Here is a 21681-nt window from a genome sequence, read left to right as displayed (position 1 = left end):
ACACCCGAAAGGGCACAGCGCATGGAGCAGTACCAGCCCGACAGCCTCTCCGCGGCACAACTGGCCGCGATGCGGCGCAGCCTGACGAACGGCAGGGCAGCCCTCACCCGCCGTTCCCTGCTGCGCGCCTCGGGCGTCGGCGCGCTCACCCTCGGCGGCGTCGCCGGGCTGAGCGCCTGCGGGATCCCGCCCGCCAAGCGGGAGGGCCAGGGCCCCGCCTCCACCGACCACTCCGCCAAGGAGAAGCGGCTCAGCTTCTCCAACTGGACGCAGTACATCGACATCAGCGAGGACGAGAAGCACCGCCCCACCCTGGAGGCGTTCACCAAGCGCACCGGCATCAAGGTCAAGTACACCGAGGACATCAACGACAACGTCGAGTTCTTCGGCAAGATCAAGCCGCAGCTCGCCGCCGGCCAGGACACCGGACGCGACCTGATCTGCGTCACCGACTGGCTCGCCGCCCGCATCATCCGCCTCGGCTGGGCCCAGAAGCTCGACCCGGCCAACCTCCCGAACGCGTACGCCAACCTGGCCCCGCAGTTCCGCCGCCCCGACTGGGACCCCGGCCGCGCCTACTCCTACCCGTGGACCGGCATCTCCACCGTCATCGCCTACAACGTCAAGGCCACCGGCGGCCGCAAGGTCGACTCCGTCACCCAGCTGCTCGACGACCCCAAGCTCAAGGGCCGCGTCGCGTTCCTCTCCGAGATGCGCGACTCCATCGGCATGACCCTCCTCGACATGGGCAAGGACCCCGGCAAGGTCACCACCGCCGACTTCGACGCCGCGCTCGGCCGCCTCCAGAAGGGCGTCGACACCAAGCAGATCCGCCGCTTCACCGGCAACGACTACACCGCCGACCTCAGCAAGGGCGACCTCGCGGCGTGCCTCGCCTGGGCCGGCGACCTCATCCAGCTCCAGGCCGACAACCCGGACATCAAGTTCGCCATCCCCGCCGCCGGCTACATGACCTCCACCGACAACCTGCTGGTCCCCGCCAAGGCACGGCACAAGACCAACGCCGAGAAGCTCATCGACTACTACTACGAGCCGCCGGTCGCCGCGCAGCTCGCCGCGTACATCAACTACGTGTGTCCCGTCGACGGCGTGCGCGAGGAACTCGCGAAGATCGACCCGGCGCTCGCAGCGAACACGCTGATCCTCCCGGACCGGGCCATGGCCGCGAAGTCGCACGCCTTCCGCTCGCTCGGCGCCGACGAGGAGACGGCCTTCGAGGAGAAGTTCGCCAAGCTCATCGGTGCCTGACCGGCCGCCGCCCTCCACCCCTCGACGCCCCTCGACACCCCTGGGACCACGACCCATGACGACTGACACGCACGCCGGCGGCGACGTCCGCCTCACCGGGATCAGCAAGACCTACGGCTCCTTCACCGCCGTCCACCCGCTCGACCTGACCGTCCCGCAGGGCTCGTTCTTCGCCCTGCTCGGCGCGTCCGGCTGCGGCAAGACCACCACCCTGCGCATGATCGCCGGCCTGGAGGACCCCACCACCGGCACCGTCCACCTGGGCGACCGCGACGTCACCGACCTGCCCCCGCACAAACGGCCCGTCAACACCGTCTTCCAGTCGTACGCGCTCTTCCCGCACCTCGACATCCGCGAGAACGTCGCCTTCGGCCTGCGCCGGCGCGGCATCAAGTCCGTCAAGAACCAGGTCGACGAGATGCTGGAGCTCGTCCAGCTCGGCGACAAGGCCCGCTACAAGCCGCACCAGCTCTCCGGCGGCCAGCAGCAGCGCGTCGCCGTCGCCCGCGCCCTGATCAACCACCCGCAGGTGCTGCTCCTCGACGAGCCGCTCGGCGCCCTCGACCTCAAGCTGCGCCGCCAGATGCAGCTGGAGCTCAAGCGCATCCAGACCGAGGTCGGCATCACGTTCATCCACGTCACCCACGACCAGGAGGAGGCCATGACGATGGCCGACACCGTCGCGGTGATGAACGGCGGCCGCGTCGAACAGCTCGGCGCGCCCGGCGACCTCTACGACAACCCGCGCACCACCTTCGTCGCCAACTTCCTCGGCACCTCCAACCTCATCGAGGCCGAGGTCGTCGAGTCCGGCACCGACGTCGTGGTCACCGCCGGCGGCGGGAAGCTGCGCCTCCCCGCCGACCGCTGCTCCGCGCCCACGACCAGCGGCGGCCGCCTCCTCGTGGGCGTCCGGCCCGAGAAGATCTCACTCGCGCACGCCGACGACGCGAGCACGATCGCCGAGGGCCGCAACAAGGTCACCGGCCGGATCGCCGACACCTCCTTCATCGGCGTGTCCACCCAGTACGTCGTCAACAGCCCCGCCGGTGCCGAACTCCAGGTGTACGAGCAGAACATCGAGCGCGACCCGCGCCTCGTCCCCGGCGCCGAGGTCGTCCTGCACTGGAACCCGGCCCACACCTTCGCGCTCGACGCGGCTCAGGCCATCGACGCCGGCGTCGAAACGGTGGAGGAAGCCGCATGACGACCGTCGCCGAAACCCCACCGACCGCGACCGCCCCGGTCGTGCGCAAGCGCTCCACGCGCAAGCGGCTCGTCCCCTACTGGCTGCTCCTGCCCGGCATCCTGTGGCTGCTCGTCTTCTTCGCGCTGCCGATGGTCTACCAGGCGTCCACCTCCGTGCAGACCGGCTCCCTGGAGGAGGGCTTCCGGGTCACCTGGCACTTCGCGACCTACTGGGAGGCGCTGCAGGAGTACGCGCCGCAGTTCGTCCGCTCCCTGCTGTACGCCGGGACGGCGACGCTGCTGTGCCTGCTGCTCGGCTACCCGCTCGCGTACCTCATCGCGTTCCGCGCCGGGCGCTGGCGGGGCCTGCTGCTGGTGCTCGTCATCGCCCCGTTCTTCACCAGCTTCCTCATCCGCACGCTGGCCTGGAAGACGATCCTCGCCGACGGCGGCGCCGTCGTCGGCACCCTCGACGCGCTGCACGTCCTGGACGTCACCAGCACCCTCGGCCTGACCGAGGGCGACCGCGTCCTCGCCACGCCCCTGGCCGTGATCTGCGGCCTCACGTACAACTTCCTGCCCTTCATGATCCTGCCGCTCTACACCTCGCTGGAGCGCATCGACGTACGGCTCCACGAGGCGGCCAAGGACCTGTACGCGTCCCCCGCCACCACCTTCCGCAAGGTGACCTTCCCGCTGTCCATGCCGGGCGTCGTCTCCGGCACGCTCCTCACCTTCATCCCGGCGAGCGGCGACTACGTCAACGCCGAACTGCTCGGCTCGGCGGACACCAAGATGATCGGCAACGTCATCCAGTCGCAGTTCCTGCGGGTGCTCGACTACCCGACGGCGGCCGCGCTGTCCTTCATCCTGATGGCCATCGTGCTGATCATGGTCACGTTCTACATCCGCCGTGCCGGAACGGAGGACCTGGTCTGATGCTGCTGCGTTGGATACGGCGCAACCTGGTCGTCGTCGCGGGTCTGCTGACCCTCGCCTACCTGGTCCTGCCGAACGTCGTCGTCCTGGTCTTCTCGTTCAACAAGCCGAACGGGCGCTTCAACTACGCCTGGCAGCGGTTCTCGCTGGACGCCTGGAAGGACCCCTGCGGCGTCCCCGACCTGTGCGGATCGCTCACGCTCTCCCTCCAGCTCGCCGCCTGGGCCACGCTCGGCGCCACGGCGCTCGGCACGATGATCGCCTTCGCCCTGGTCCGCTACCGCTTCCGGGCGCGCGGCGCGGTCAACTCGCTGATCTTCCTGCCGATGTCCATGCCCGAGGTCGTCATGGCCGCCTCGCTGCTCACGCTGTTCCTCAACATGGGCGCGGAGCTGGGCTTCTGGACGGTCCTCATCGCCCACATCATGTTCTGCCTCAGCTTCGTCGTCGTCGCCATCAAGGCCCGCGTGATGTCGATGGACCCACGCCTGGAGGAAGCCGCCCGCGACCTGTACGCCGGACCGGTGCAGACCTTCCTGCGGGTCACCCTGCCCATCGCCGCGCCCGGCATCGCGGCCGGCGCGCTGCTCGCCTTCGCGCTGTCGTTCGACGACTTCATCATCACCAACTTCAACGCGGGCTCCACCGTCACCTTCCCCATGTTCGTGTGGGGTTCGGCCCAGCGCGGCACGCCCGTGCAGATCAACGTCATCGGTACGGCGATGTTCGTCGTCGCCGTCCTGGTGGTCGTCGCCGGCCAGCTCCTGGCCGCCCGGCGGAAGCGCACAGAGAACCTGCAATAGAACGACCTGACATCCCTGAGGGAGTTGGAAACCATGGCCCCAGTAGCCATGCGTACCGCTGCACGATCACTCTCGGACGCCCAGCCCGTCCCCTTCTGGCTGGAAGACCCCGGCAGGCCCGGCGCACTGCCCGCCCTCACCGCCACCGAGCACTGCGACCTCCTGGTGGTCGGCGGCGGCTACAGCGGACTGTGGACCGCGCTCCTCGCCAAGGAGCGGGACCCGCGCCGGGACGTCGTCCTCATCGAGGGCCGGGAGGCGGGCTGGGCCGCCTCCGGGCGCAACGGCGGCTTCTGCGCCGCCTCCCTCACCCACGGCTTCGGCAACGGCCTGTCCCGCTGGCCCGGTGAACTGGCGCGGCTGGAGGAGCTGGGCGCCCGCAACCTCGACGCCATCGAGGCCGCCGTCGCCACGTACGGCATCGACTGCGACTTCGAGCGGACCGGCGAGATCGACGTCGCCACCGAACCGCACCAGCTCGCCGAGCTGGCCGCGCTGCACGAGGAGGCCGGCCGGCTCGGCCTCGCGGACGGACTGGAACTGCTGGACCGCGACGCCGTGCGCGCCCAGGTCGACTCGCCGACCTTCCTCGGCGGGCTCTGGGACCGGCGCGGCGTCGCCCTGCTCCACCCCGCCAAGCTCGCCTGGGGCCTCAAGCGCGCCTGCCTCGACGCGGGCGTCCGCGTCTACGAGAACACCCGCGGCCTCGACCTGACCACCTCCGGCCCGTCGATGGCCGTGCGCACCCCGTACGGCCGCGTCCTCGCCCGCCAGGTCGCCCTCGGCACCAACGTCTTCCCCTCCCTGGTCCGCCGCGTCCGCCTGTACACCGTCCCCGTCTACGACTACGCCCTGATGACCGAGCCCCTGACGGACGAGCAGCTGGCCTCGATCGGCTGGAAGAACCGCCAGGGCCTCGGCGATAGTGCCAACCAGTTCCACTACTTCCGGCTCAGCGCCGACAACCGCATCCTCTGGGGCGGCTACGACGCGATCTACCCCTTCGGCGGCCAGGTCCGCGCCGAACTCGACCAGCGCCCCGAGACCTACCTGACCCTCGCCGAGCACTTCTTCCGCTGCTTCCCGCAGCTGGAGGGCGTGCGGTTCAGCCACGCCTGGGGCGGAGCCATCGACACCTGCTCCCGCTTCTCGGCGTTCTTCGGCACCGCCCACCGCGGCCGCGTCGCCTACGCCGTCGGCTACACGGGCCTCGGCGTGGGCGCCACCCGCTTCGGCGCCGAGGTGATGCTCGACCTGCTGGACGGCGGGCGCACGGAGCGCACGGCCCTGGAGATGGTCCGCAGCAAGCCCCTGCCGTTCCCGCCGGAACCCTTCGCCTGGGCCGGCATCGGCATGACCAAGTGGTCACTGGCCAGAGCCGACGCCAACGGTGGGCGCCGCAACCTGTGGCTGCGCGCCATGGACCGGCTCGGGCTGGGCTTCGACAGCTGAGGCGGCCTCCGCCGCCGGCACCTGCGCTTTCTGCGCCCGCCGTGCGCCCCTTCCGTGAGCCGTTCACTCCTTCACGGCCGCCGAATCCGCGTAATGATCCACGATCACCCGGCTCTCCCGTGTGAACGCACTGCCGTGAGGGGCAGTCACACACGGACATGGAGGCTGTGGGGCGATGACTGGATCGGGGGCTCCGGGGAAGCCGGGCGCACCGGGGGCCAGGACCGCGGTGGAGTGGCTGGCGTCGGTGGCGCCGGACCCCGACGCCTGCCGCTGGGAGTGGGAGCGCAACCCGTTGGGGGTGGCGCTCCTGCCCGCGGGCCGGCGCTGGGACGTGCTGATCATCCCGGGACGGCTCGGATATCCGACCCTCGACGTGCTCCAGCGGCTCGTCGACCGGCCGGGGCCGGTGCTCGCCGATTTCGGCGACGAGCGCATGGGGTTCTTCGTCCCGGCGGGCACGGCCGCCCGCTGGGTGGGCACCGGGGTGCGCAGCGCGGGCCACGGCACCTGGATCGTCGTGCCGTACCCGGGCCGGACCACCGGGGGAGTGCGCTGGCTGGTGCTGCCGGACGGCAGCGGCACGCTCACCGACCCGGCGCTGCTGGAACTGGCCCTGCACGAGGCGGCGGGGCGCATCGCACGGGACGGCTGACCTCCACGGGCGGCGCGGCGACGCACCGCCTCAACGAACGGGGGTCCCCCGCCGGTTCCACCACCCGCCCGAAGCGGCGGCCAGCAGGAACACCCCGGTGAACAGCAGCACGCTGCCCACCACGTCCAGCGGCCAGTGGTAGCCGCGCAGCACCAGGCCGGTCCCCGTCGCCAGTGTCAGCACCACGGCGACGGGCACCAGCGCGCGCCGGTGCACCAGCAGCGCCGCGGCGCCGTACGCCACGAGCGCGGTCGCCGTATGGCCCGACGGGTAGTACCCGGTCGCCTCGCTCAGCGGCCCCTGCCGGTCCAGCAGCAGTTTCAGCGGCACCACCAGGGCCGGCACGAGGGCCATGGCCGCGACCGCGCACAGCGCCCGCCGCCAGTGGCCGCGCCACAGCGCGTACGCCACGGCGGCGGCCAGCACGGGCAGGGCGACCGCCATGTTGCCGAGGTCGGCGCCCAGCTCGGCGAGGCGCGCGGGGCCGCGGCCGGTGAGAGCGCGCCCCGCGCGCTCGTCGAGGCGGGCCAGCCGGCCGTGGCCGGCCACCTGCCAGGTGACCAGGAGGAACCCGCCCAGCAGAACGAGGCCGGAGAGGGCCGAGAGGGCGGAGGAGAACACGGAAGCCGGCCGCCCAGGAACAGGGGGGGTTGTTCCGGGACGGCCGGCAGGACCGGTGTGCCGCGCGCCCCGGGGGGTGTGGGGCGGGCGACGGTCCGATCGGTGAGGAGTGCCGGAACGGGAAGCCCCGGCGGTGTGCGCGATGGCACGCCCAGGACGGAACTGGGGAGGCCCCGGCCTGGAACCGCCCGCAGTCCCCTGCGAGCGGGGTTCTTCTCTCATCTGCAGAAACCGTACGGCAGGGACCGGGGGACCGACAGCCGGATCTCCATCCCGCCATCGGCCCCCCACAGCTTCTTCACGTCTCGCCCGCCCGAGCGGCCGGGACGCGCTTCGGGCGCCGTCCGGGACGCCGTCCGGGACGCCGCCTCAGATGCGGGCGAAGGCGGCCTCGATGATGTCCAGACCCTCGTTGAGCAGGTCCTCACCGATGACCAGCGGCGGCAGGAAGCGCAGCACGTTGCCGTAGGTGCCACAGGTCAGGACCAGCACGCCCTCGGCGTGGCAGGCCTTGGCGAGCGCGCCCGCGGCCTCCGGGTTCGGCTCCTTGGTCGCCGGGTCCTTGACCAGCTCGATGGCGATCATGGCGCCGCGGCCGCGGATGTCGCCGATGATCTCGTACTTCTCCTGCATCGCGGCGAGGCGGCCCTTCATGACCTCCTCGATGCGCTGGGCCTTGCCGTTGAGGTCCAGCTCCTTCATCGTCTCGATGGCGCCGAGCGCACCGGCGCAGGCCACCGGGTTGCCGCCGTACGTGCCGCCCAGGCCGCCGCCGTGCACGGCGTCCATGATCTCGGCGCGGCCGGTGACGGCGGCGAGCGGCAGACCGCCCGCGATGCCCTTGGCGGTGGTGATGAGGTCCGGGACGACGCCCTCGTCCTCACAGGCGAACCACTGGCCGGTGCGGCAGAAGCCGGACTGGATCTCGTCCGCCACGAAGACGATGCCGTTCTCGTTGGCGAACTTCACGATCTCCGGCAGGAAGCCCTTGGCCGGCTCGATGAAGCCGCCCTCGCCGAGCACCGGCTCGATGATGATCGCGGCCACGTTCTCCGCGCCGACCTGCTTGGTGATCTGGTCGATGGCCTGCTTGGCGGCCTCGGGGCCGCAGTTCTCCGGGCCGGTCGGCCAGCGGTAGCCGTAGGCGACCGGGACGCGGTAGACCTCGGGCGCGAACGGGCCGAAGCCGTGCTTGTACGGCATGTTCTTGGCGGTCAGCGCCATCGTGAGGTTCGTACGGCCGTGGTAGCCGTGGTCGAAGACCACGACGGCCTGGCGCTTGGTGTACGAGCGGGCGATCTTGACCGCGTTCTCGACGGCCTCGGCGCCGCTGTTGAACAGCGCGGACTTCTTCGCGTGGTCACCGGGGGTCAGCTCGGCGAGCGCCTCGCAGACCTCCACGTAGCCCTCGTACGGCGTGACCATGAAACAGGTGTGGGTGAAGTCCTGCAGCTGCGCGGACGCACGGCGCACGACCGCCTCGGCGGAGGCGCCCACGGAGGTCACGGCGATACCGGAGCCGAAGTCGATCAGACGGTTGCCGTCGACGTCCTCGATGATGCCGCCGCCCGCGCGCGTGGTGAACACCGGCAGCACGGAGCCGACGCCACCCGCGACCGCGGCGACGCGGCGGGCCTGCAGCTCCTGCGACTTCGGGCCGGGGATGGCGGTGACGACGCGGCGCTCCTGCGGGATTTCGGTCATGCGGGGCTCCTGGGGGTGCTTACGGACGCTTTGACGAGTTTCTCGCAGGCTAGGTGCGGGGGAGGGGCGACGGCATGCGCCGATCGGGAGTGATCGGGGACGTGTCGTTGTCCGCCGCGGACATAGCCTCCGGGCCCCCGCCCCCACGCGTGCCCCCGCCGCGGCGGCCCGGCGGCAGCCGGAACGGGGCGCGGGCGTACGCGTCGGCCACGCCAACCACCCGCCGTGGCACTAGATTGACGGATTGCACGCACGCGCGGCCTGGCTGGTCAGGGGGCAGGGAATCATGGACAGGGACGGTACGTCGTACGACGCACGGGGCACCCACGCCGACGCCGTGCCACGCCCGGCCGGACCGCCACCGCAGCCCGCCGGTCCTCCCGCGGCCCCGCCCCCGCCCCGCCACGCCCCCGCACCGGCCACCGGCACATCGCTCGTGGACTGGCTGCGCACGCCCCGGCCCGAGGCCGAGCCCGGCGTGTGGCGGTTCGGCCACCGGCCGCGCCCCGCGGAGGAGCCCGAGCACGTCCCGGCGCGCCGGCTGTTCGCCGGAGCGCTCATCTCACTGCTCAGCGGCTGGCTCCTGTGGTCCCTGCTGTGGAACGGCTACCTCGGCCACTACTGGCTCTGGCCGCTCCTCGTCCTCACCCCGGACTCCTGGCGCGGCGAGCCCGAGACCTGGGCGACGGCCAGCTACGTCTACTACGCGCTCGTCGGCGGCGGCCTCCTCGTCTTCTTCGCCCGCCTCGGCCACGTCCCCGAGATCTGGCGCCGCTACGCCCGCCGCACCCGCACCAAGCCGGCCCCGCCCCCGCCGCCCCGGCACGGCGCCGACCCCGCCGACTGGCCCGAGCTGCGTGCCGCCGGTCTCACGGACGCCGCCACCCGGCTCGCCGAGGCCACCCGCTCCGGCGCCCTCGGCGACGTCGACTACGCCCGCATCCAGCGCGCCTGGCACGGCGTACGCGCCCACCCCGACCGGCTCGCCGCCTTCACCGAGGCCGTGCGCGCCCACGGCCCCGCCGCCTGCGCCCACCCCTCCGGCGTACGCGACCTGCCCGTCCGCACCGCCACCCACGACCTCGCCACCGCCCAGGTGCGCATCGGCACGGTCGCCGACCACCCCCGCAACCCCTACGGCCGCCGCACCACCGGCCTCGCCCTCGAACCCGAACTCCTCGGCACCTCCCTCCTCGCGGTCGGCCCCGCCGGCTCGGGCAAGACCGTCCGGCTCGTCCGGCCCGTCACCGAGGCCCTGTGCCTCCAGGCCCTGGCGGGCCGCGCCGCCGTCGTCGCCGTCACCGCGCAGGGCTCCGGCCTCGGGCCCGACGCCTCCTTCGACGTGGTCATCCCGGTCGGCCGCGGCGACTCCCGCCACGACCTCGACCTGTACGGCGGCGCCGACGACCCCGACGAGGCGGCCCGCCTCCTCGCCGAGGCCCTGGTCGGCGACCTCGTCCCGGACACCCGCCGCGCGGCCACCGTCCTGGCGCAGCTCATCGGGCCGTACCGGGCCGCGTACGGCCACTTCCCCGCCGTGCCCGAACTGCGCGAACTCCTCGGCGGCGCCCCCGCCGCCCTCGCCCGGCTGCGCGCCGCCGTCGCCGGCGACCCGGCCCAGCTGCGCGAGCTCGACGCCCGGGAGCGGCAGGTGGAGCGGGGCGACGAGACCGGCGTCCTGCTCGCCGAGCGCATCGCCTTCCTGGACCGCCCGGCCTTCGCGAGCTGGTTCCGCACGGACGGCGAGGGCGGCCGCGCGTTCTCGCTGCGGGCCATCGAGCACCCGCTGCGCGTCCGGGTCGACCTGCCCGAGCGGGGCCACGCCGAGGCGTCCCGGATCGTGACCCGGCTGCTCCTCGCCCAGTTCGCCGAGGCAGCCCTCGCCCGCAGCGACCGGTCGCTGTTCGCCTGCCTGGTCCTCGACGACGCCACGTACACCGTCACCGCCGAGTCCGTACGGGCCGTCCAGCGGCTGCGCTCCGCGCACGCCGGGGTCGTCCTCGCGCTGCGCACCCTGGAGGACGTGCCGGAGGCGCTGCGCGGGTCGCTGCTCGGCGCCGTCGGCTGCCGGATGGCCTTCGCCGGGCTCGCGCCCTGGGACGGCGGGCGGTTCGCGGAGCTCTGGGGCACCGAGTGGGTGCAGATGCGGGACGTCACGAACCGCCAGATCATCTCCGACGAACCGCTCACCAAGGCCATGCACTTCATGCGGCGCCTGGTGACCGGCAAGGCGGCCACGGCCGAGGCGGTCACGGTGCGCGAGGTCGAGCGCGAGCGCTGGTCCTCGTCGGAACTGGCGCACGGCCTGCCCGCCGGGCACGCCGTCCTGTCCCTGACCGGCGTCCGCGGCGAACACGCGCCACCCCTGCTGGTGGACCTGCGCGGCTGAGCGGCCGGGCTGAGGGCGCGGCGGAGGGCGCGGCGGCTGGGTGGCCGAGCCGGGCGGAGGCCGAGGCGGCCGTGCGGAGGGCGAAGCGACCGTGCGGAGGGCGCGGCGGAGGCCAAGGCGACCGGGCGGAGGCCGAGGCGGCCGGGCGGAAGGCGCGGCGGGGTTCGCGGCTGTCATACGTGCTGGCAGAATTGAGGCAAGCCGTTCATACGCGGCGGCGAAATCCCCTCAGGAACCCCCCCACCCCCACCTCCCTCACCTCCCTCCCGAAGGCCACGCCGGTCCCATGCCGCTCACCCTCGCCTCGCTCGTCCAGCACTCCGCGCTCAAACTCACCGTGCGCGCCGGTGAGGACCGCCTCGACACCCCCGTGCGCTGGGCCCACGTCAGCGAGCTGGCGGACCCCGTCCCGTACATGGAGGGCGGGGAACTCCTGCTCATCACCGCCATGACGCTCGACGCCGAGGACCCCGAGGCGATGCGCCGCTACGTGCGGCGGCTCGCCGGCGCGGGGGTCGTCGGGCTCGGCTTCGCCATCGGCGTCAACTACGACGAGATCCCGCAGGCCCTCCTGGACGCCGCCCGCGAGGAGCACCTGCCGCTGCTGGAGGTGCCGCGCCGCACCCCGTTCCTCGCGATCTCCAAGGCCGTCTCGGCCGCCCTCGCCGCCGACCAGTACCGGGCCGTCACGGCGGGGTTCGAGGCCCAGCGCGAGCTGACCAGGGCCGCGCTCGCCGAGGGCCCCGACGCGGTCGTCGCCCGGCTCGCCGCCCACGTCGACGGCTGGGCCGCGCTGTACGACGCGTCCGGCGCCGTCCTCGCCGCCGCACCCGACTGGGCGGCCCGGCGGGCGGCCCGGCTCAAGCCCGACGTGGAGCGGCTGCGCGAGCGGGCCGCGCCGGCGAGCGCCGTCGTCGGCGGCACCGAGGACCGGGTGGAACTCCAGTCGCTCGGCACGGGCCGCCGGGTGCGCGGCGCGCTGGCCGTCGGCACGGGCGCTCCGCTGGGCACGGCGGAGCGGTACGCCGTGCACTCCGCGATCGCCCTCCTCACCCTGACCACCGAGCGCTCGCGCTCCCTCCAGGCCGCCGAGCAGCGCCTCGGCGCGGCGGTGCTCCGGCTGATGCTGGCCGGTCAGCCCGACCATGCCCGCGCCGTCGCCGGCGACCTGTACGGCGGGCTGCTCGACGCCCCGTTCCGGCTGCTCATCGCGGAACCCGCCGGTGAGGCCGACCCGTCCGGCGATCCTCCGTCGACGGCGCTCGCCGACACGCTCGAGGCCGCCGCGGCCCGCGCCGGCGAGGCCGTGCTCGTGGTGCCCGAAGGTGACGACCGGCTCGTCGTCCTCGCCCAGGACGGGGGCGCGGTGGCCTCCGCCTGCGACGCGTACGCGTCCCGGGAGGCCGAGGACGCCCAGATCTACATCGGCCTGTCCGCCCCGACCGGCCCCATAGCGGCGGCCGCCGCCTACAAGCAGGCCGAGCAGGCGCTGTCCGTCGCCCGCCGCCGCGGCCGTGCCCTCGTCGAGCACGAGGAGCTGGCCACCGGCTCGGTGCTGCCTCTGCTCGCGGACGACGCGGTACGGGCGTTCGCCGACGGCATGCTGCGCGCGCTGTACGAGCACGACGCGACCGGGCGCGGCGACCTCGTCGCGTCCCTGCGCGCCTGGCTCTCCCGCCACGGCCAGTGGGACGCGGCCGCCGCGGACCTGGGCGTCCACCGCCACACGCTGCGCTACCGGATGCGGCGCGTCGAGGAGATCCTCGGCCGCTCCCTCGACGACCCGGACGCCCGCATGGAACTGTGGCTGGCCCTGAAGGCCACGGGCGAGAGGCCCTAGCCGGCTCGACATCGCAAAACGACAAGTCGACAGCAGGAACAGCCCCGTATCCTGCCCGAACTCGGGCAAAGACATTGGCGTTCGGGGTGGTGGCTTCATATTCTCCGGAGCATGACAAGCCCTGCCGTCGACGCGGCGTCCTCCACCCCGGTCCCCTCCCGACCCGCCGCTCCCCGCCGCATCGGCGGGGCCGTATGGGCCGCCCTCGCGATCGTGTACGTCGTGTGGGGCTCGACGTACCTCGGCATCCGCGTGGTCGTCGAGACCATGCCGCCCTTCCTCTCCGCGGGCGCCCGCTTCGTCGTCGCGGGCCTGCTCCTCGCCGCACTGCTCGCCTGGCGCCAGGGTCTCGCCGTCCTCAAGGTCACCCGCGCCCAGCTCGCCTCCGCCGGCGTCGTCGGGCTCCTCCTCCTGCTCGGCGGCAACGGCCTCGTCGTGCTCGCCGAGACCTCCGTGCCGTCCGGGCTCGCCGCGCTGCTGGTGGCCGTCGTCCCGGCGTGGGTGGTCGTGCTGCGCGTCGCCTTCGGCGAGCGCCCCGGACTCGGGGCGTACGCGGGCGTCCTCCTCGGCCTCGTGGGGCTCGCCGTCCTCACGCTCCCCGGCCTCAGCGGCGACATCCGCATCGGCGGCGTCCTCACGGTCGTCGTGGGGACGGTGATGTGGTCCGTCGGTTCCTTCTCCTCCTCGCGGATACCGATGCCCCGCAACCCGTTCACGGCGAGCGCCTACGAGATGGTCGCCGGCGGCCTCGGCTGTCTGCTGCTCGGGCTCGTCCGGGGCGAGCACAGCGGACTGGACCTCGGCGCGTTCTCCGCCCGCTCCTGGACCGCCCTCGCGTACCTGGTGCTCTTCGGCTCGCTGATCGCGTTCACGGCGTACGCCTGGCTCCTCCAGGCCGCCCCGCTGTCCCTGGTCGCGACGTACGCCTACGTCAACCCGGTCGTCGCCGTCGGCCTCGGCTGGCTGCTCCTCGACGAGGCCGTGACCTGGCCCATCGCCCTGGGCGGCGCCGTCGTCGTCGCCGGGGTCTGCCTCATCGTGTCCACCGAGCGCCGTTCATGACGAGCGGGCCCAGCGGATGTGCATCTGCCGAACCGGCGGAGGCGGCGATCCGACCACTCCATCACGGACAAACGCCCCTCCGCCCCCTCGGCCCTACCGTGTGACCTGAGAGCACAACCGCACGTGCGAGAACCCCACTACTTCGGAAGGGCCGGGACCGCGATGACTGCCACCCACGCCTTCTGGCTCGCCGGCCGCCAGGCCACCGGCGAGACCACCTTCGACGTCACCTCCCCCTGGGACGGCCGCCTCGTCGGCCAGGTCAGCGTGCCCAGCGAGGCCCAGGTCGAGGAGGCCGTGGCCGCCGCGCACGCCGTCGTGGACGAGTTCGCCGCGACGCCCGCCCACGTCCGCGCCGCCGCCCTCGACCACGTGTCGAAGCGGCTCGCCGAGCGCACCGAGGAGATCGCCCAGCTGATCTCCGCCGAGAACGGCAAGCCCATCAAGTGGGCCCGCGGCGAGGTCGGCCGCGCCGTGTCCGTGTTCCGCTTCGCCGCGGAGGAGGCCCGCCGCTTCAACGGCGGCGAGGCCCAGCGCCTCGACACCGACGCCGGCGGCACCGGCCGCCTCGCCCTGACCCGCCGCTTCCCCAAGGGCGTCGTCCTCGGCATCGCGCCGTTCAACTTCCCGCTCAACCTGTGCGCCCACAAGATCGCCCCGGCCATCGCCGTCGGCGCGCCGATCATCCTCAAGCCCGCCCCGGCCACCCCGCTCTCCGGCCTGATCCTCGGCGAGCTGCTGGCCGAGACGGACCTGCCCGCCGGCTCCTGGTCGGTCCTGCCGGTGCCGAACGACCGCATGCCCGCCCTCGTCCAGGACGAGCGCCTGCCGGTCATCTCCTTCACCGGCTCCGACAAGGTCGGCTACGCCATCCAGCAGTCCGTGCCGCACAAGCACTGCACCCTGGAGCTCGGCGGCAACGCCGCGGCCGTCGTCCTCGCCGACTGGTCCTCCGAGGAGGACCTGGACTGGGCGGCGACCCGGATCGCCACCTTCTCCAACTACCAGGGCGGCCAGTCCTGCATCTCCGTCCAGCGCGTGATCGCGGACGCGAGCGTCTACGACCGGCTCGTGCCGAAGGTCCTCGCCGCCGTCGAGGCCCAGGGCACCGGCGACCCGTCCGACGACGCCACCGACGTCGGCCCGCTCGTCAGCGAGGACGCCGCCAAGCGGGTGGAGTCCTGGGTCGACGAGGCCGTCGAGCGCGGCGCCACGCTGCTCACCGGCGGCAAGCGCGACGGCGCCACCTACGCGCCCACCGTGCTGGCCGACCTGCCCGCCGACACCACCCTCGCCTGCGAGGAGGTCTTCGGCCCGGTCCTCACCCTGCACAAGGTCGACGGCGAGGCCGCCGCCTTCGCCGAGGTGAACAACTCCAAGTTCGGCCTGCAGACCGGTGTGTTCACGCACAACCTGCAGACCGCCTTCCGCGCCCACCGCGCCCTGGAGGTCGGCGGCGTGATCGTCGGCGACGTCCCGTCGTACCGCGCCGACCAGATGCCGTACGGCGGCGCCAAGCAGTCCGGCGTCGGCCGTGAGGGTGTCCGCTACGCGATGGACGACTACACGTACGAGCGGGTGCTGGTCCTCACCGGACTGGCCCTGTAAGTCCACTCGTACGGCCCACGAACCGGCGGCCGGAGCCCACTGTGCGGGGGCTCCGGCCGCCTTCTGCCGCTCCGCGGCTTCGCTTCGCCGACGCCGGAAACGGGTAGGTACGGTCGAGTAGCACCGGTCGGTAGACAGCCGCCGGCCGCCACCACCCCCGACCCCGCGGTGAGGTGAGCCCTCCATGTCCGGCCACAAGCCCAAAGTCTCCGAGCGTGAAGCCCGTCAGGTCGCCGAGGCCGCCCGCGAGCAGGACTGGCGCAAGCCCAGCTTCGCCAAGGAGCTGTTCCTCGGGCGCTTCCGCCTCGACCTGATCCACCCGCACCCCCTGCCCGCCGCCGAGGACGCCCAGCGGGGCGAGGAGTTCCTGGCGAAGCTGCGGGACTTCTGCGAGACGAAGATCGACGGAGCGCTCATCGAGCGCGAGGCCCGTATCCCCGACGCGGTGATCGACGGCCTCAAGGAGCTCGGCGCGCTCGGCATGAAGATCGACACCAAGTACGGCGGGCTCGGCCTCACGCAGGTGTACTACAACAAGGCCCTCGCGCTGGTCGGTTCCGTGAGCCCGGCCGTGGGCGCCCTCCTCTCCGCGCACCAGTCGATCGGCGTACCGCAGCCGCTCAAGCTCTTCGGCACGCCGGAGCAGAAGGAGACCTTCCTGCCCCGGCTCGCCCGTACGGACATCTCGGCGTTCCTCCTCACCGAGCCCGACGTCGGCTCCGACCCGGCCCGCCTCGCCACCACCGCCGTCCCCGACGGCGACGACTACGTCCTGGACGGCGTCAAGCTGTGGACCACCAACGGCGTGGTCGCCGACCTCCTCGTCGTCATGGCCCGCGTACCGGCCTCCGAGGGCCACCGGGGCGGCATCACCGCGTTCGTCGTCGAGGCCGCGTCCGAGGGCGTCACCGTCGAGCACCGCAACGCCTTCATGGGCCTGCGCGGCCTGGAGAACGGCGTCACCCGCTTCCACCGGGTCCGCGTGCCCGCCGCCAACCGCATCGGCCCCGAGGGCTCCGGCCTGAAGATCGCCCTCACCACCCTCAACACCGGCCGCCTCTCCCTGCCCGCCATGTGCGCCGGAGCCGGCAAGTGGTGCCTGAAGATCGCCCGCGAGTGGAGCGCCGTCCGCGAGCAGTGGGGCAAGCCCGTCGCCCACCACGAGGCCGTCGGCTCCAAGATCGCCTTCATCGCCGCGACGACGTTCGCCCTCGAAGCCGTCCTCGACCTGGCCAGCCAGATGGCCGACGAGGACCGCAACGACATCCGCATCGAGGCCGCCCTCGCCAAGCTGTACGGCTCCGAGATGGCCTGGCTCATGGCCGACGAGCTGGTCCAGATCCGCGGCGGCCGCGGCTACGAGACCGCCGAGTCCCTGGCCGCCCGCGGCGAGCGCCCCGTGCCCACCGAGCAGCTGCTGCGCGACCTGCGCATCAACCGGATCTTCGAGGGCTCGACGGAGATCATGCACCTGCTGATCGCCCGCGAGGCCGTCGACGCCCACCTCGCCGTCGCGGGCGACATCATCGACCCCGACAAGACCCTCGGCGACAAGGCGAAGGCCGGCGCCCAGGCGACCGCGTTCTACGCCCGCTGGCTGCCCAGGCTCGTGGCGGGCCGCGGCCAGCTCCCCGGTACGTACGGCGACTTCCACCCCGCCGGCCACCCGGACCTGGCCACACACCTGCGTTACGTCGAGCGCACCTCCCGCAAGCTGGCCCGCTCCACCTTCTACGCCATGTCACGCTGGCAGGGCCGTATGGAGACCAAGCAGGGCTTCCTCGGCCGGATCGTCGACATCGGCGCCGAACTCTTCGCCATGAGCGCCTCCTGCGTCCGCGCCGAGCTGCTGCGCACGACGACCGACCACGGCCGGGAGGCGTACCAGCTGGCCGACGCGTTCTGCCGCCAGTCGCGGCTGCGCGTGGAGGAACTCTTCGGCCGCCTGTGGGCCAACACCGACGACCTGGACCGCAAGGTCGTCAAGGGCGTCCTCGCCGGCCGCTACAGCTGGCTGGAGGAGGGCGTCATCGACCCCAGCGGCGACGGCCCCTGGATCGCCGACGCCACCCCCGGCCCGTCCGTCCACGAGAACGTCCACCGCCCGATCCGCTGAGCGGACCGCCACGGAGCGGCCCGCGCGACCAGCAGCTGAGACGCCCGGCGCCCGTCCCGCCCCGCGCGGCAGGATGGGCGCCGTGACCGTCATCGACATCCCCGGCTCCAAGTCCGTCACCGCCCGCGCGCTCTTCCTCGCCGCGGCGGCCGACGGCACCACCACCCTCGTCCGCCCCCTCGCCTCCGACGACACCGAGGGCTTCGCCGAGGGCCTGACCGCACTCGGGTACGAGGTGGAGCGCACCCCGCACACCTGGCGCGTCCAGGGCCGGCCCGCCGGGCCCGCCGCCGCGACCGCCGACGTCCACTGCCGCGACGGCGCCACCACCGCGCGGTTCCTGCCGACGCTCGCCGCCGCCGGACACGGCGACTTCCGCTTCGACGCCTCCGCGCAGATGCGCCGCCGCCCGCTCGGCCCGCTCACCGGCGCCCTGCGCGCCCTCGGCGTCGACCTGCGCCACGAGGAGGCCGAGGGCCACCACCCGCTGCGGATCGCCGCCGCCGGCATCAAGGGCGGCGACCTCACACTGGACGCCGGTCAGTCGTCGCAGTACCTCACCGCGCTCCTCATGCTCGGCCCGCTCACCGCCGAGGGCCTGCGCATCACCGTCACCGACCTCGTCTCGGAGCCGTACGTCGAGATCACCCTCGCCATGATGCGGGCCTTCGGCGCCGGACCCACCCGCGACGGCCGCGTCTTCACCGTCCCGCCCACCGGCTACCGCGCCACCACCTACGCCGTCGAGCCCGACGCCTCCACCTCCAGCTACTTCTTCGCCGCCGCCGCGCTCACCGGCCGCGAGGTCACCGTGCCCGGCCTCGGCACCGGCGCCCTCCAGGGCGACCTCGCGTTCGCCGACGTCCTGCGCCGCATGGGCGCCGACGTCGACATCGCCGCCGACCGCACGACCGTGCGGGGCACCGGACGCCTGCGCGGCCTCACCGTCAACATGCGCGACATCTCCGACACCATGCCCACCCTCGCCGCCATCGCCCCCTTCGCCGACGGCCCCGTGCGCATCGAGGACGTCGCCAACACGCGCGTGAAGGAGTGCGACCGCCTCGACGCCTGCGCCGAGAACCTGCGCCGCCTCGGCATCACCGTGCACACGGGACCCGACTGGATCGAGATCCACCCCGGCACCCCGCGGCCCGCGGAGATCGCCACCCACGGCGACCACCGCATCGTCATGTCCTTCGCGGTCACCGGTCTGCGCACCCCCGGCGCGCCCGGCATCACGTTCGACGACCCCGGCTGCGTACGCAAGACGTTCCCGGCCTTCCACGAGGTGTTCGCCGCGTTCCGCGACGACGCCCGCTGACCGGGCCGGGGGGACCCGGTCCGAGCACCCCGCGGTTACGGCAAGAATGGGGGGCATGAGCGACAGCCCAGCATCCCTCGCCGACCCGCACATCGCCTTCGATCCGGCCGAAGGCCGCCGGGACATCGTCGTCCTCGGCTCCACCGGGTCCATCGGCACCCAGGCCATCGACCTGGTGCTGCGCAACCCCGACCGGTTCCGCGTCACCGCGCTCTCCGCCGCAGGCGGCCGGGCCGGGCTCCTCGCCGAGCAGGCGCACCGGCTGCGGGTGCGCACGGTGGCCGTGGCCCGCGAGGACGCGGTGCCCGCGCTGCGCGACGCCCTGAAGGAGCACTACGGCTCCGAGCCGCTGCCCGAGATCCTGGCCGGCCCCGACGCCGCCACCCAGGTCGCCGCCTCCGAGTGCCACACGGTGCTCAACGGCATCACCGGCTCCATCGGCCTCGCCCCCACGCTCGCCGCCCTGGAGGCGGGCCGCACGCTCGCCCTCGCCAACAAGGAGTCGCTGATCGTCGGCGGCCCGCTGGTGAAGGCCGTCGCCAAGCCCGGCCAGATCATCCCGGTCGACTCCGAGCACGCCGCGCTCTTCCAGGCCCTGGCCGCCGGCACCCGCGCCGACGTCCGCAAGCTGGTCGTCACCGCGTCCGGGGGCCCCTTCCGCGGCCGCACGAAGGCCGAACTCGCCCACGTCACCCGGGAGGACGCCCTCGCGCACCCCACCTGGGCCATGGGCCCGGTGATCACGGTCAACAGCGCCACCCTGGTCAACAAGGGCCTGGAGGTCATCGAGGCGCACCTGCTGTACGACATCCCCTTCGACCGCATCGAGGTCGTCGTCCACCCCCAGTCGTACGTGCACTCCATGGTCGAGTTCACCGACGGCTCCACCCTCGCCCAGGCCACCCCGCCCGACATGCGCGGCCCCATCGCCATCGGCCTCGGCTGGCCCGAGCGCGTCCCGGACGCGGCCCCCGCCTTCGACTGGTCCAAGGCGTCGACCTGGGAGTTCTTCCCCCTCGACACCGAAGCCTTCCCCTCCGTCGGGCTCGCCCGGCACGTCGGCGAACTCGGCGGCACGGCCCCGGCCGTGTTCAACGCCGCCAACGAGGAGTGCGTGGACGCGTTCCTCGCCGGCCGGCTCCCGTTCCCCGCCATCATGGACACGGTCACCGCGGTCGTCGCCGAACACGGCACGCCCACCCCGGGAACTTCACTGACGGTGACGGACGTCTTGGAAGCGGAGACCTGGGCACGGGCCCGGGCCCGTGAGCTGGCGGCGAAAGCGGCGAAGGCGACGGCGGAGGTTCGCGCATGACGGTTCTGTTGACGATCCTCGGCATCGCGGTGTTCGCCGTGGGGCTGCTGATCTCCATCGCCTGGCACGAGCTGGGCCACCTCTCCACCGCCAAGCTCTTCGGCATCCGCGTGCCGCAGTACATGGTCGGCTTCGGCCCGACCCTCTGGTCCCGCCAGAAGGGCGAGACGGAGTACGGCATCAAGGCCATCCCCATGGGCGGCTACATCCGCATGATCGGGATGTTCCCGCCCGGCGAGGACGGCCGGATCGAGGCCCGGTCCACCTCCCCCTGGCGCGGCATGATCGAGGACGCCCGCTCGGCGGCGTACGAGGAGCTGCGGCCGGGCGACGAGACGCGGCTGTTCTACACGCGCAAGCCGTGGAAGCGCGTCATCGTGATGTTCGCCGGCCCCTTCATGAACCTCGTCCTGGCCGTCGCGATCTTCGTCGGCGTCTGCATGACGTTCGGCTTCGCCACGCAGACCACCGAGGTCGCGGGCGTGCAGAAGTGCATCATCGCCCAGAGCGAGGAGCGCGACACGTGCGCCAAGGGCGACAAGGTGTCGCCCGCCCACGCGGCCGGCCTCAAGGCGGGCGACCGGATCGTCGCCTTCAACGGCAGGCCCGTCGACGACTGGGGCACGCTGTCCGCCCACATCCGCGACACGATCGGCCCCGCCACGCTGACCGTCGAGCGCGACGGCAAGCAGGTCGTCCTGCACCCCACCCTCGCCAAGAACCTCGTGGTGAAGAAGGACGAGGACGGCGAGGTCGTGCCCGACGAGTACGTCGTGGCCGGCTACCTGGGCTTCGCCGCCAAGACCGAGATCGTCCCGCTCACCCTCGGCCAGTCCGTGGACCGCATGGGCGACATGATCGAGAACGGCGCCGAGGCCGTCATCGCCCTGCCGTCCAAGATCCCCGACCTGTGGGACGCCACCTTCGGCGACGGCGAGCGCAAGGCCGACTCGCCGGTCGGCATCGTCGGCGCCGCCCGCATCAGCGGCGAGGTGATGAACCTCGACGTCCCCGCGCAGAACATCGTCGCGACGCTCCTGCTGGTCCTCGCCACGTTCAACCTGTCCCTGTTCCTGTTCAACATGCTGCCGCTGCTGCCCCTGGACGGCGGCCATATCGCCGGCGCCCTGTGGGAGTCCCTGCGGCGGCACGTGGCGAAGCTGTTCCGCCGCCCCGACCCGGGCCCCTTCGACGTCGCCAAGCTCATGCCGGTGGCGTACGTGGTGGCGGGCATCTTCATCTGCTTCACGCTGCTCGTCCTGCTGGCGGACATCGTCAACCCGGTCAAGATCTCCTGACCGGAAACAGCTGCCACTTCGTACACACGGCCGGGCGCCTCCAGGGCGCCCGGCCGCTCCCTTCGGGTGGTGCGGACCCGCCGTGCACCGGCGCGATG

16 protein-coding genes are annotated in these 21681 nt (G+C 72.9%); 14 read left to right on the top strand and 2 right to left on the bottom strand.

Annotated elements, in window-relative coordinates; translation table 11 throughout:
- Window positions 1-21 precede the first annotated feature (21 nt).
- The 6 genes from ABEB09_RS07995 (at window position 22) to ABEB09_RS07970 (ending at window position 6306) form a co-directional block, all read left to right on the top strand.
- Complete coding sequence (locus ABEB09_RS07995) at window positions 22-1269, top strand: polyamine ABC transporter substrate-binding protein (protein ID WP_345688516.1); 1248 nt, start codon at window positions 22-24, stop codon at window positions 1267-1269.
- 55 nt (window positions 1270-1324) lie between these two features.
- Window positions 1325-2476 carry an ABC transporter ATP-binding protein gene (locus ABEB09_RS07990; RefSeq protein ID WP_345688514.1) on the top strand — a complete coding sequence of 384 codons (1152 nt, stop codon included), beginning with the start codon at window positions 1325-1327 and terminating at the stop codon, window positions 2474-2476.
- Window positions 2473-3396 (top strand): ABC transporter permease, encoded by a 924-nt coding sequence (locus ABEB09_RS07985; protein WP_345688512.1) that lies wholly within the window; start codon window positions 2473-2475, stop codon window positions 3394-3396. The genes ABEB09_RS07990 and ABEB09_RS07985 overlap by 4 nt, the downstream gene beginning before the upstream one ends.
- Complete coding sequence (locus ABEB09_RS07980) at window positions 3396-4199, top strand: ABC transporter permease (RefSeq protein WP_380841108.1); 804 nt, start codon at window positions 3396-3398, stop codon at window positions 4197-4199. Before ABEB09_RS07985 ends, ABEB09_RS07980 begins: the two co-directional genes overlap by 1 nt.
- Window positions 4200-4232: 33 nt before the next feature.
- Window positions 4233-5651, top strand: a complete 1419-nt coding sequence (locus ABEB09_RS07975) for an NAD(P)/FAD-dependent oxidoreductase (RefSeq protein WP_345688510.1) — start codon at window positions 4233-4235, stop codon at window positions 5649-5651.
- A 175-nt stretch (window positions 5652-5826) separates the two neighbouring features.
- Window positions 5827-6306, top strand: a complete 480-nt coding sequence (locus ABEB09_RS07970) for a hypothetical protein (RefSeq protein WP_345688508.1) — start codon at window positions 5827-5829, stop codon at window positions 6304-6306.
- Between the two features lie 30 nt (window positions 6307-6336).
- On the opposite strand, the gene ABEB09_RS07965 is transcribed toward ABEB09_RS07970, so the two are convergent.
- Both ABEB09_RS07965 and gabT read right to left on the bottom strand, forming a co-directional pair.
- Window positions 6337-6927 carry a phosphatase PAP2 family protein gene (locus tag ABEB09_RS07965; RefSeq protein WP_380841106.1) on the bottom strand — a complete coding sequence of 197 codons (591 nt, stop codon included), beginning with the start codon at window positions 6925-6927 and terminating at the stop codon, window positions 6337-6339.
- A gap of 369 nt (window positions 6928-7296) precedes the next feature.
- Window positions 7297-8631, bottom strand: coding sequence for a 4-aminobutyrate--2-oxoglutarate transaminase (gene gabT, locus ABEB09_RS07960; protein WP_345688504.1), 1335 nt, complete (start codon window positions 8629-8631; stop codon window positions 7297-7299).
- Window positions 8632-8917: 286 nt separating this feature from the next.
- On the opposite strand from gabT, the gene ABEB09_RS07955 reads away from it, so the two are divergent.
- From ABEB09_RS07955 to ABEB09_RS07920, 8 genes are all read left to right on the top strand, one after another.
- Window positions 8918-11020 carry an ATP-binding protein gene (locus ABEB09_RS07955; RefSeq protein ID WP_345688502.1) on the top strand — a complete coding sequence of 701 codons (2103 nt, stop codon included), beginning with the start codon at window positions 8918-8920 and terminating at the stop codon, window positions 11018-11020.
- Between the two features lie 286 nt (window positions 11021-11306).
- Window positions 11307-12860 carry a PucR family transcriptional regulator gene (locus tag ABEB09_RS07950; protein ID WP_345688500.1) on the top strand — a complete coding sequence of 518 codons (1554 nt, stop codon included), beginning with the start codon at window positions 11307-11309 and terminating at the stop codon, window positions 12858-12860.
- A gap of 111 nt (window positions 12861-12971) precedes the next feature.
- Entirely contained in the window at window positions 12972-13922 is a 951-nt protein-coding gene (locus tag ABEB09_RS07945) for an EamA family transporter (RefSeq protein WP_345688498.1), read from the top strand.
- A 162-nt stretch (window positions 13923-14084) separates the two neighbouring features.
- Entirely contained in the window at window positions 14085-15530 is a 1446-nt protein-coding gene (locus ABEB09_RS07940; protein WP_345688496.1) for an aldehyde dehydrogenase family protein, read from the top strand.
- 184 nt (window positions 15531-15714) lie between these two features.
- Window positions 15715-17646 carry an acyl-CoA dehydrogenase family protein gene (locus ABEB09_RS07935; RefSeq protein WP_345688494.1) on the top strand — a complete coding sequence of 644 codons (1932 nt, stop codon included), beginning with the start codon at window positions 15715-15717 and terminating at the stop codon, window positions 17644-17646.
- Between the two features lie 82 nt (window positions 17647-17728).
- The gene (gene aroA / locus ABEB09_RS07930) at window positions 17729-18970 is read left to right on the top strand and encodes a 3-phosphoshikimate 1-carboxyvinyltransferase (protein WP_345688492.1); all 1242 of its coding nucleotides are present in this window, start codon (window positions 17729-17731) and stop codon (window positions 18968-18970) included.
- Window positions 18971-19025: 55 nt separating this feature from the next.
- Complete coding sequence (gene dxr, locus ABEB09_RS07925; RefSeq protein ID WP_345688490.1) at window positions 19026-20285, top strand: 1-deoxy-D-xylulose-5-phosphate reductoisomerase; 1260 nt, start codon at window positions 19026-19028, stop codon at window positions 20283-20285.
- On the top strand, window positions 20282-21583 hold the full coding sequence (locus ABEB09_RS07920) for a M50 family metallopeptidase (protein ID WP_345688489.1): 1302 nt from the start codon (window positions 20282-20284) through the stop codon (window positions 21581-21583). Before dxr ends, ABEB09_RS07920 begins: the two co-directional genes overlap by 4 nt.
- Window positions 21584-21681 lie beyond the last annotated feature (98 nt).

It is taken from the genome of Streptomyces coeruleoprunus (assembly GCF_039542925.1).
GTDB lineage: Bacteria > Actinomycetota > Actinomycetes > Streptomycetales > Streptomycetaceae > Streptomyces > Streptomyces coeruleoprunus.
The sequence above is the reverse complement of the archived record's forward strand: the minus strand, read 5'-3'. Positions and strand labels throughout refer to the sequence as shown.

What these genes read in the sequence shown, in the direction of transcription:
- ABEB09_RS07970 (WP_345688508.1), top strand. Translation starts at nt 5,827, where the DNA reads ATGACTGGATCGGGGGCTCCGGGGAAGCCGGGCGCACCGGGGGCCAGG.
- dxr (WP_345688490.1), top strand. Translation starts at nt 19,026, where the DNA reads ATGAGCGACAGCCCAGCATCCCTCGCCGACCCGCACATCGCCTTCGAT.
- ABEB09_RS07940 (WP_345688496.1), top strand. Translation starts at nt 14,085, where the DNA reads ATGACTGCCACCCACGCCTTCTGGCTCGCCGGCCGCCAGGCCACCGGC.
- ABEB09_RS07935 (WP_345688494.1), top strand. Translation starts at nt 15,715, where the DNA reads ATGTCCGGCCACAAGCCCAAAGTCTCCGAGCGTGAAGCCCGTCAGGTC.
- ABEB09_RS07945 (WP_345688498.1), top strand. Translation starts at nt 12,972, where the DNA reads ATGACAAGCCCTGCCGTCGACGCGGCGTCCTCCACCCCGGTCCCCTCC.
- ABEB09_RS07990 (WP_345688514.1), top strand. Translation starts at nt 1,325, where the DNA reads ATGACGACTGACACGCACGCCGGCGGCGACGTCCGCCTCACCGGGATC.
- ABEB09_RS07980 (WP_380841108.1), top strand. Translation starts at nt 3,396, where the DNA reads ATGCTGCTGCGTTGGATACGGCGCAACCTGGTCGTCGTCGCGGGTCTG.
- ABEB09_RS07975 (WP_345688510.1), top strand. Translation starts at nt 4,233, where the DNA reads ATGGCCCCAGTAGCCATGCGTACCGCTGCACGATCACTCTCGGACGCC.
- ABEB09_RS07985 (WP_345688512.1), top strand. Translation starts at nt 2,473, where the DNA reads ATGACGACCGTCGCCGAAACCCCACCGACCGCGACCGCCCCGGTCGTG.
- ABEB09_RS07955 (WP_345688502.1), top strand. Translation starts at nt 8,918, where the DNA reads ATGGACAGGGACGGTACGTCGTACGACGCACGGGGCACCCACGCCGAC.
- ABEB09_RS07920 (WP_345688489.1), top strand. Translation starts at nt 20,282, where the DNA reads ATGACGGTTCTGTTGACGATCCTCGGCATCGCGGTGTTCGCCGTGGGG.
- gabT (WP_345688504.1), bottom strand. Translation starts at nt 8,631, where the DNA reads ATGACCGAAATCCCGCAGGAGCGCCGCGTCGTCACCGCCATCCCCGGC.
- ABEB09_RS07995 (WP_345688516.1), top strand. Translation starts at nt 22, where the DNA reads ATGGAGCAGTACCAGCCCGACAGCCTCTCCGCGGCACAACTGGCCGCG.
- ABEB09_RS07950 (WP_345688500.1), top strand. Translation starts at nt 11,307, where the DNA reads ATGCCGCTCACCCTCGCCTCGCTCGTCCAGCACTCCGCGCTCAAACTC.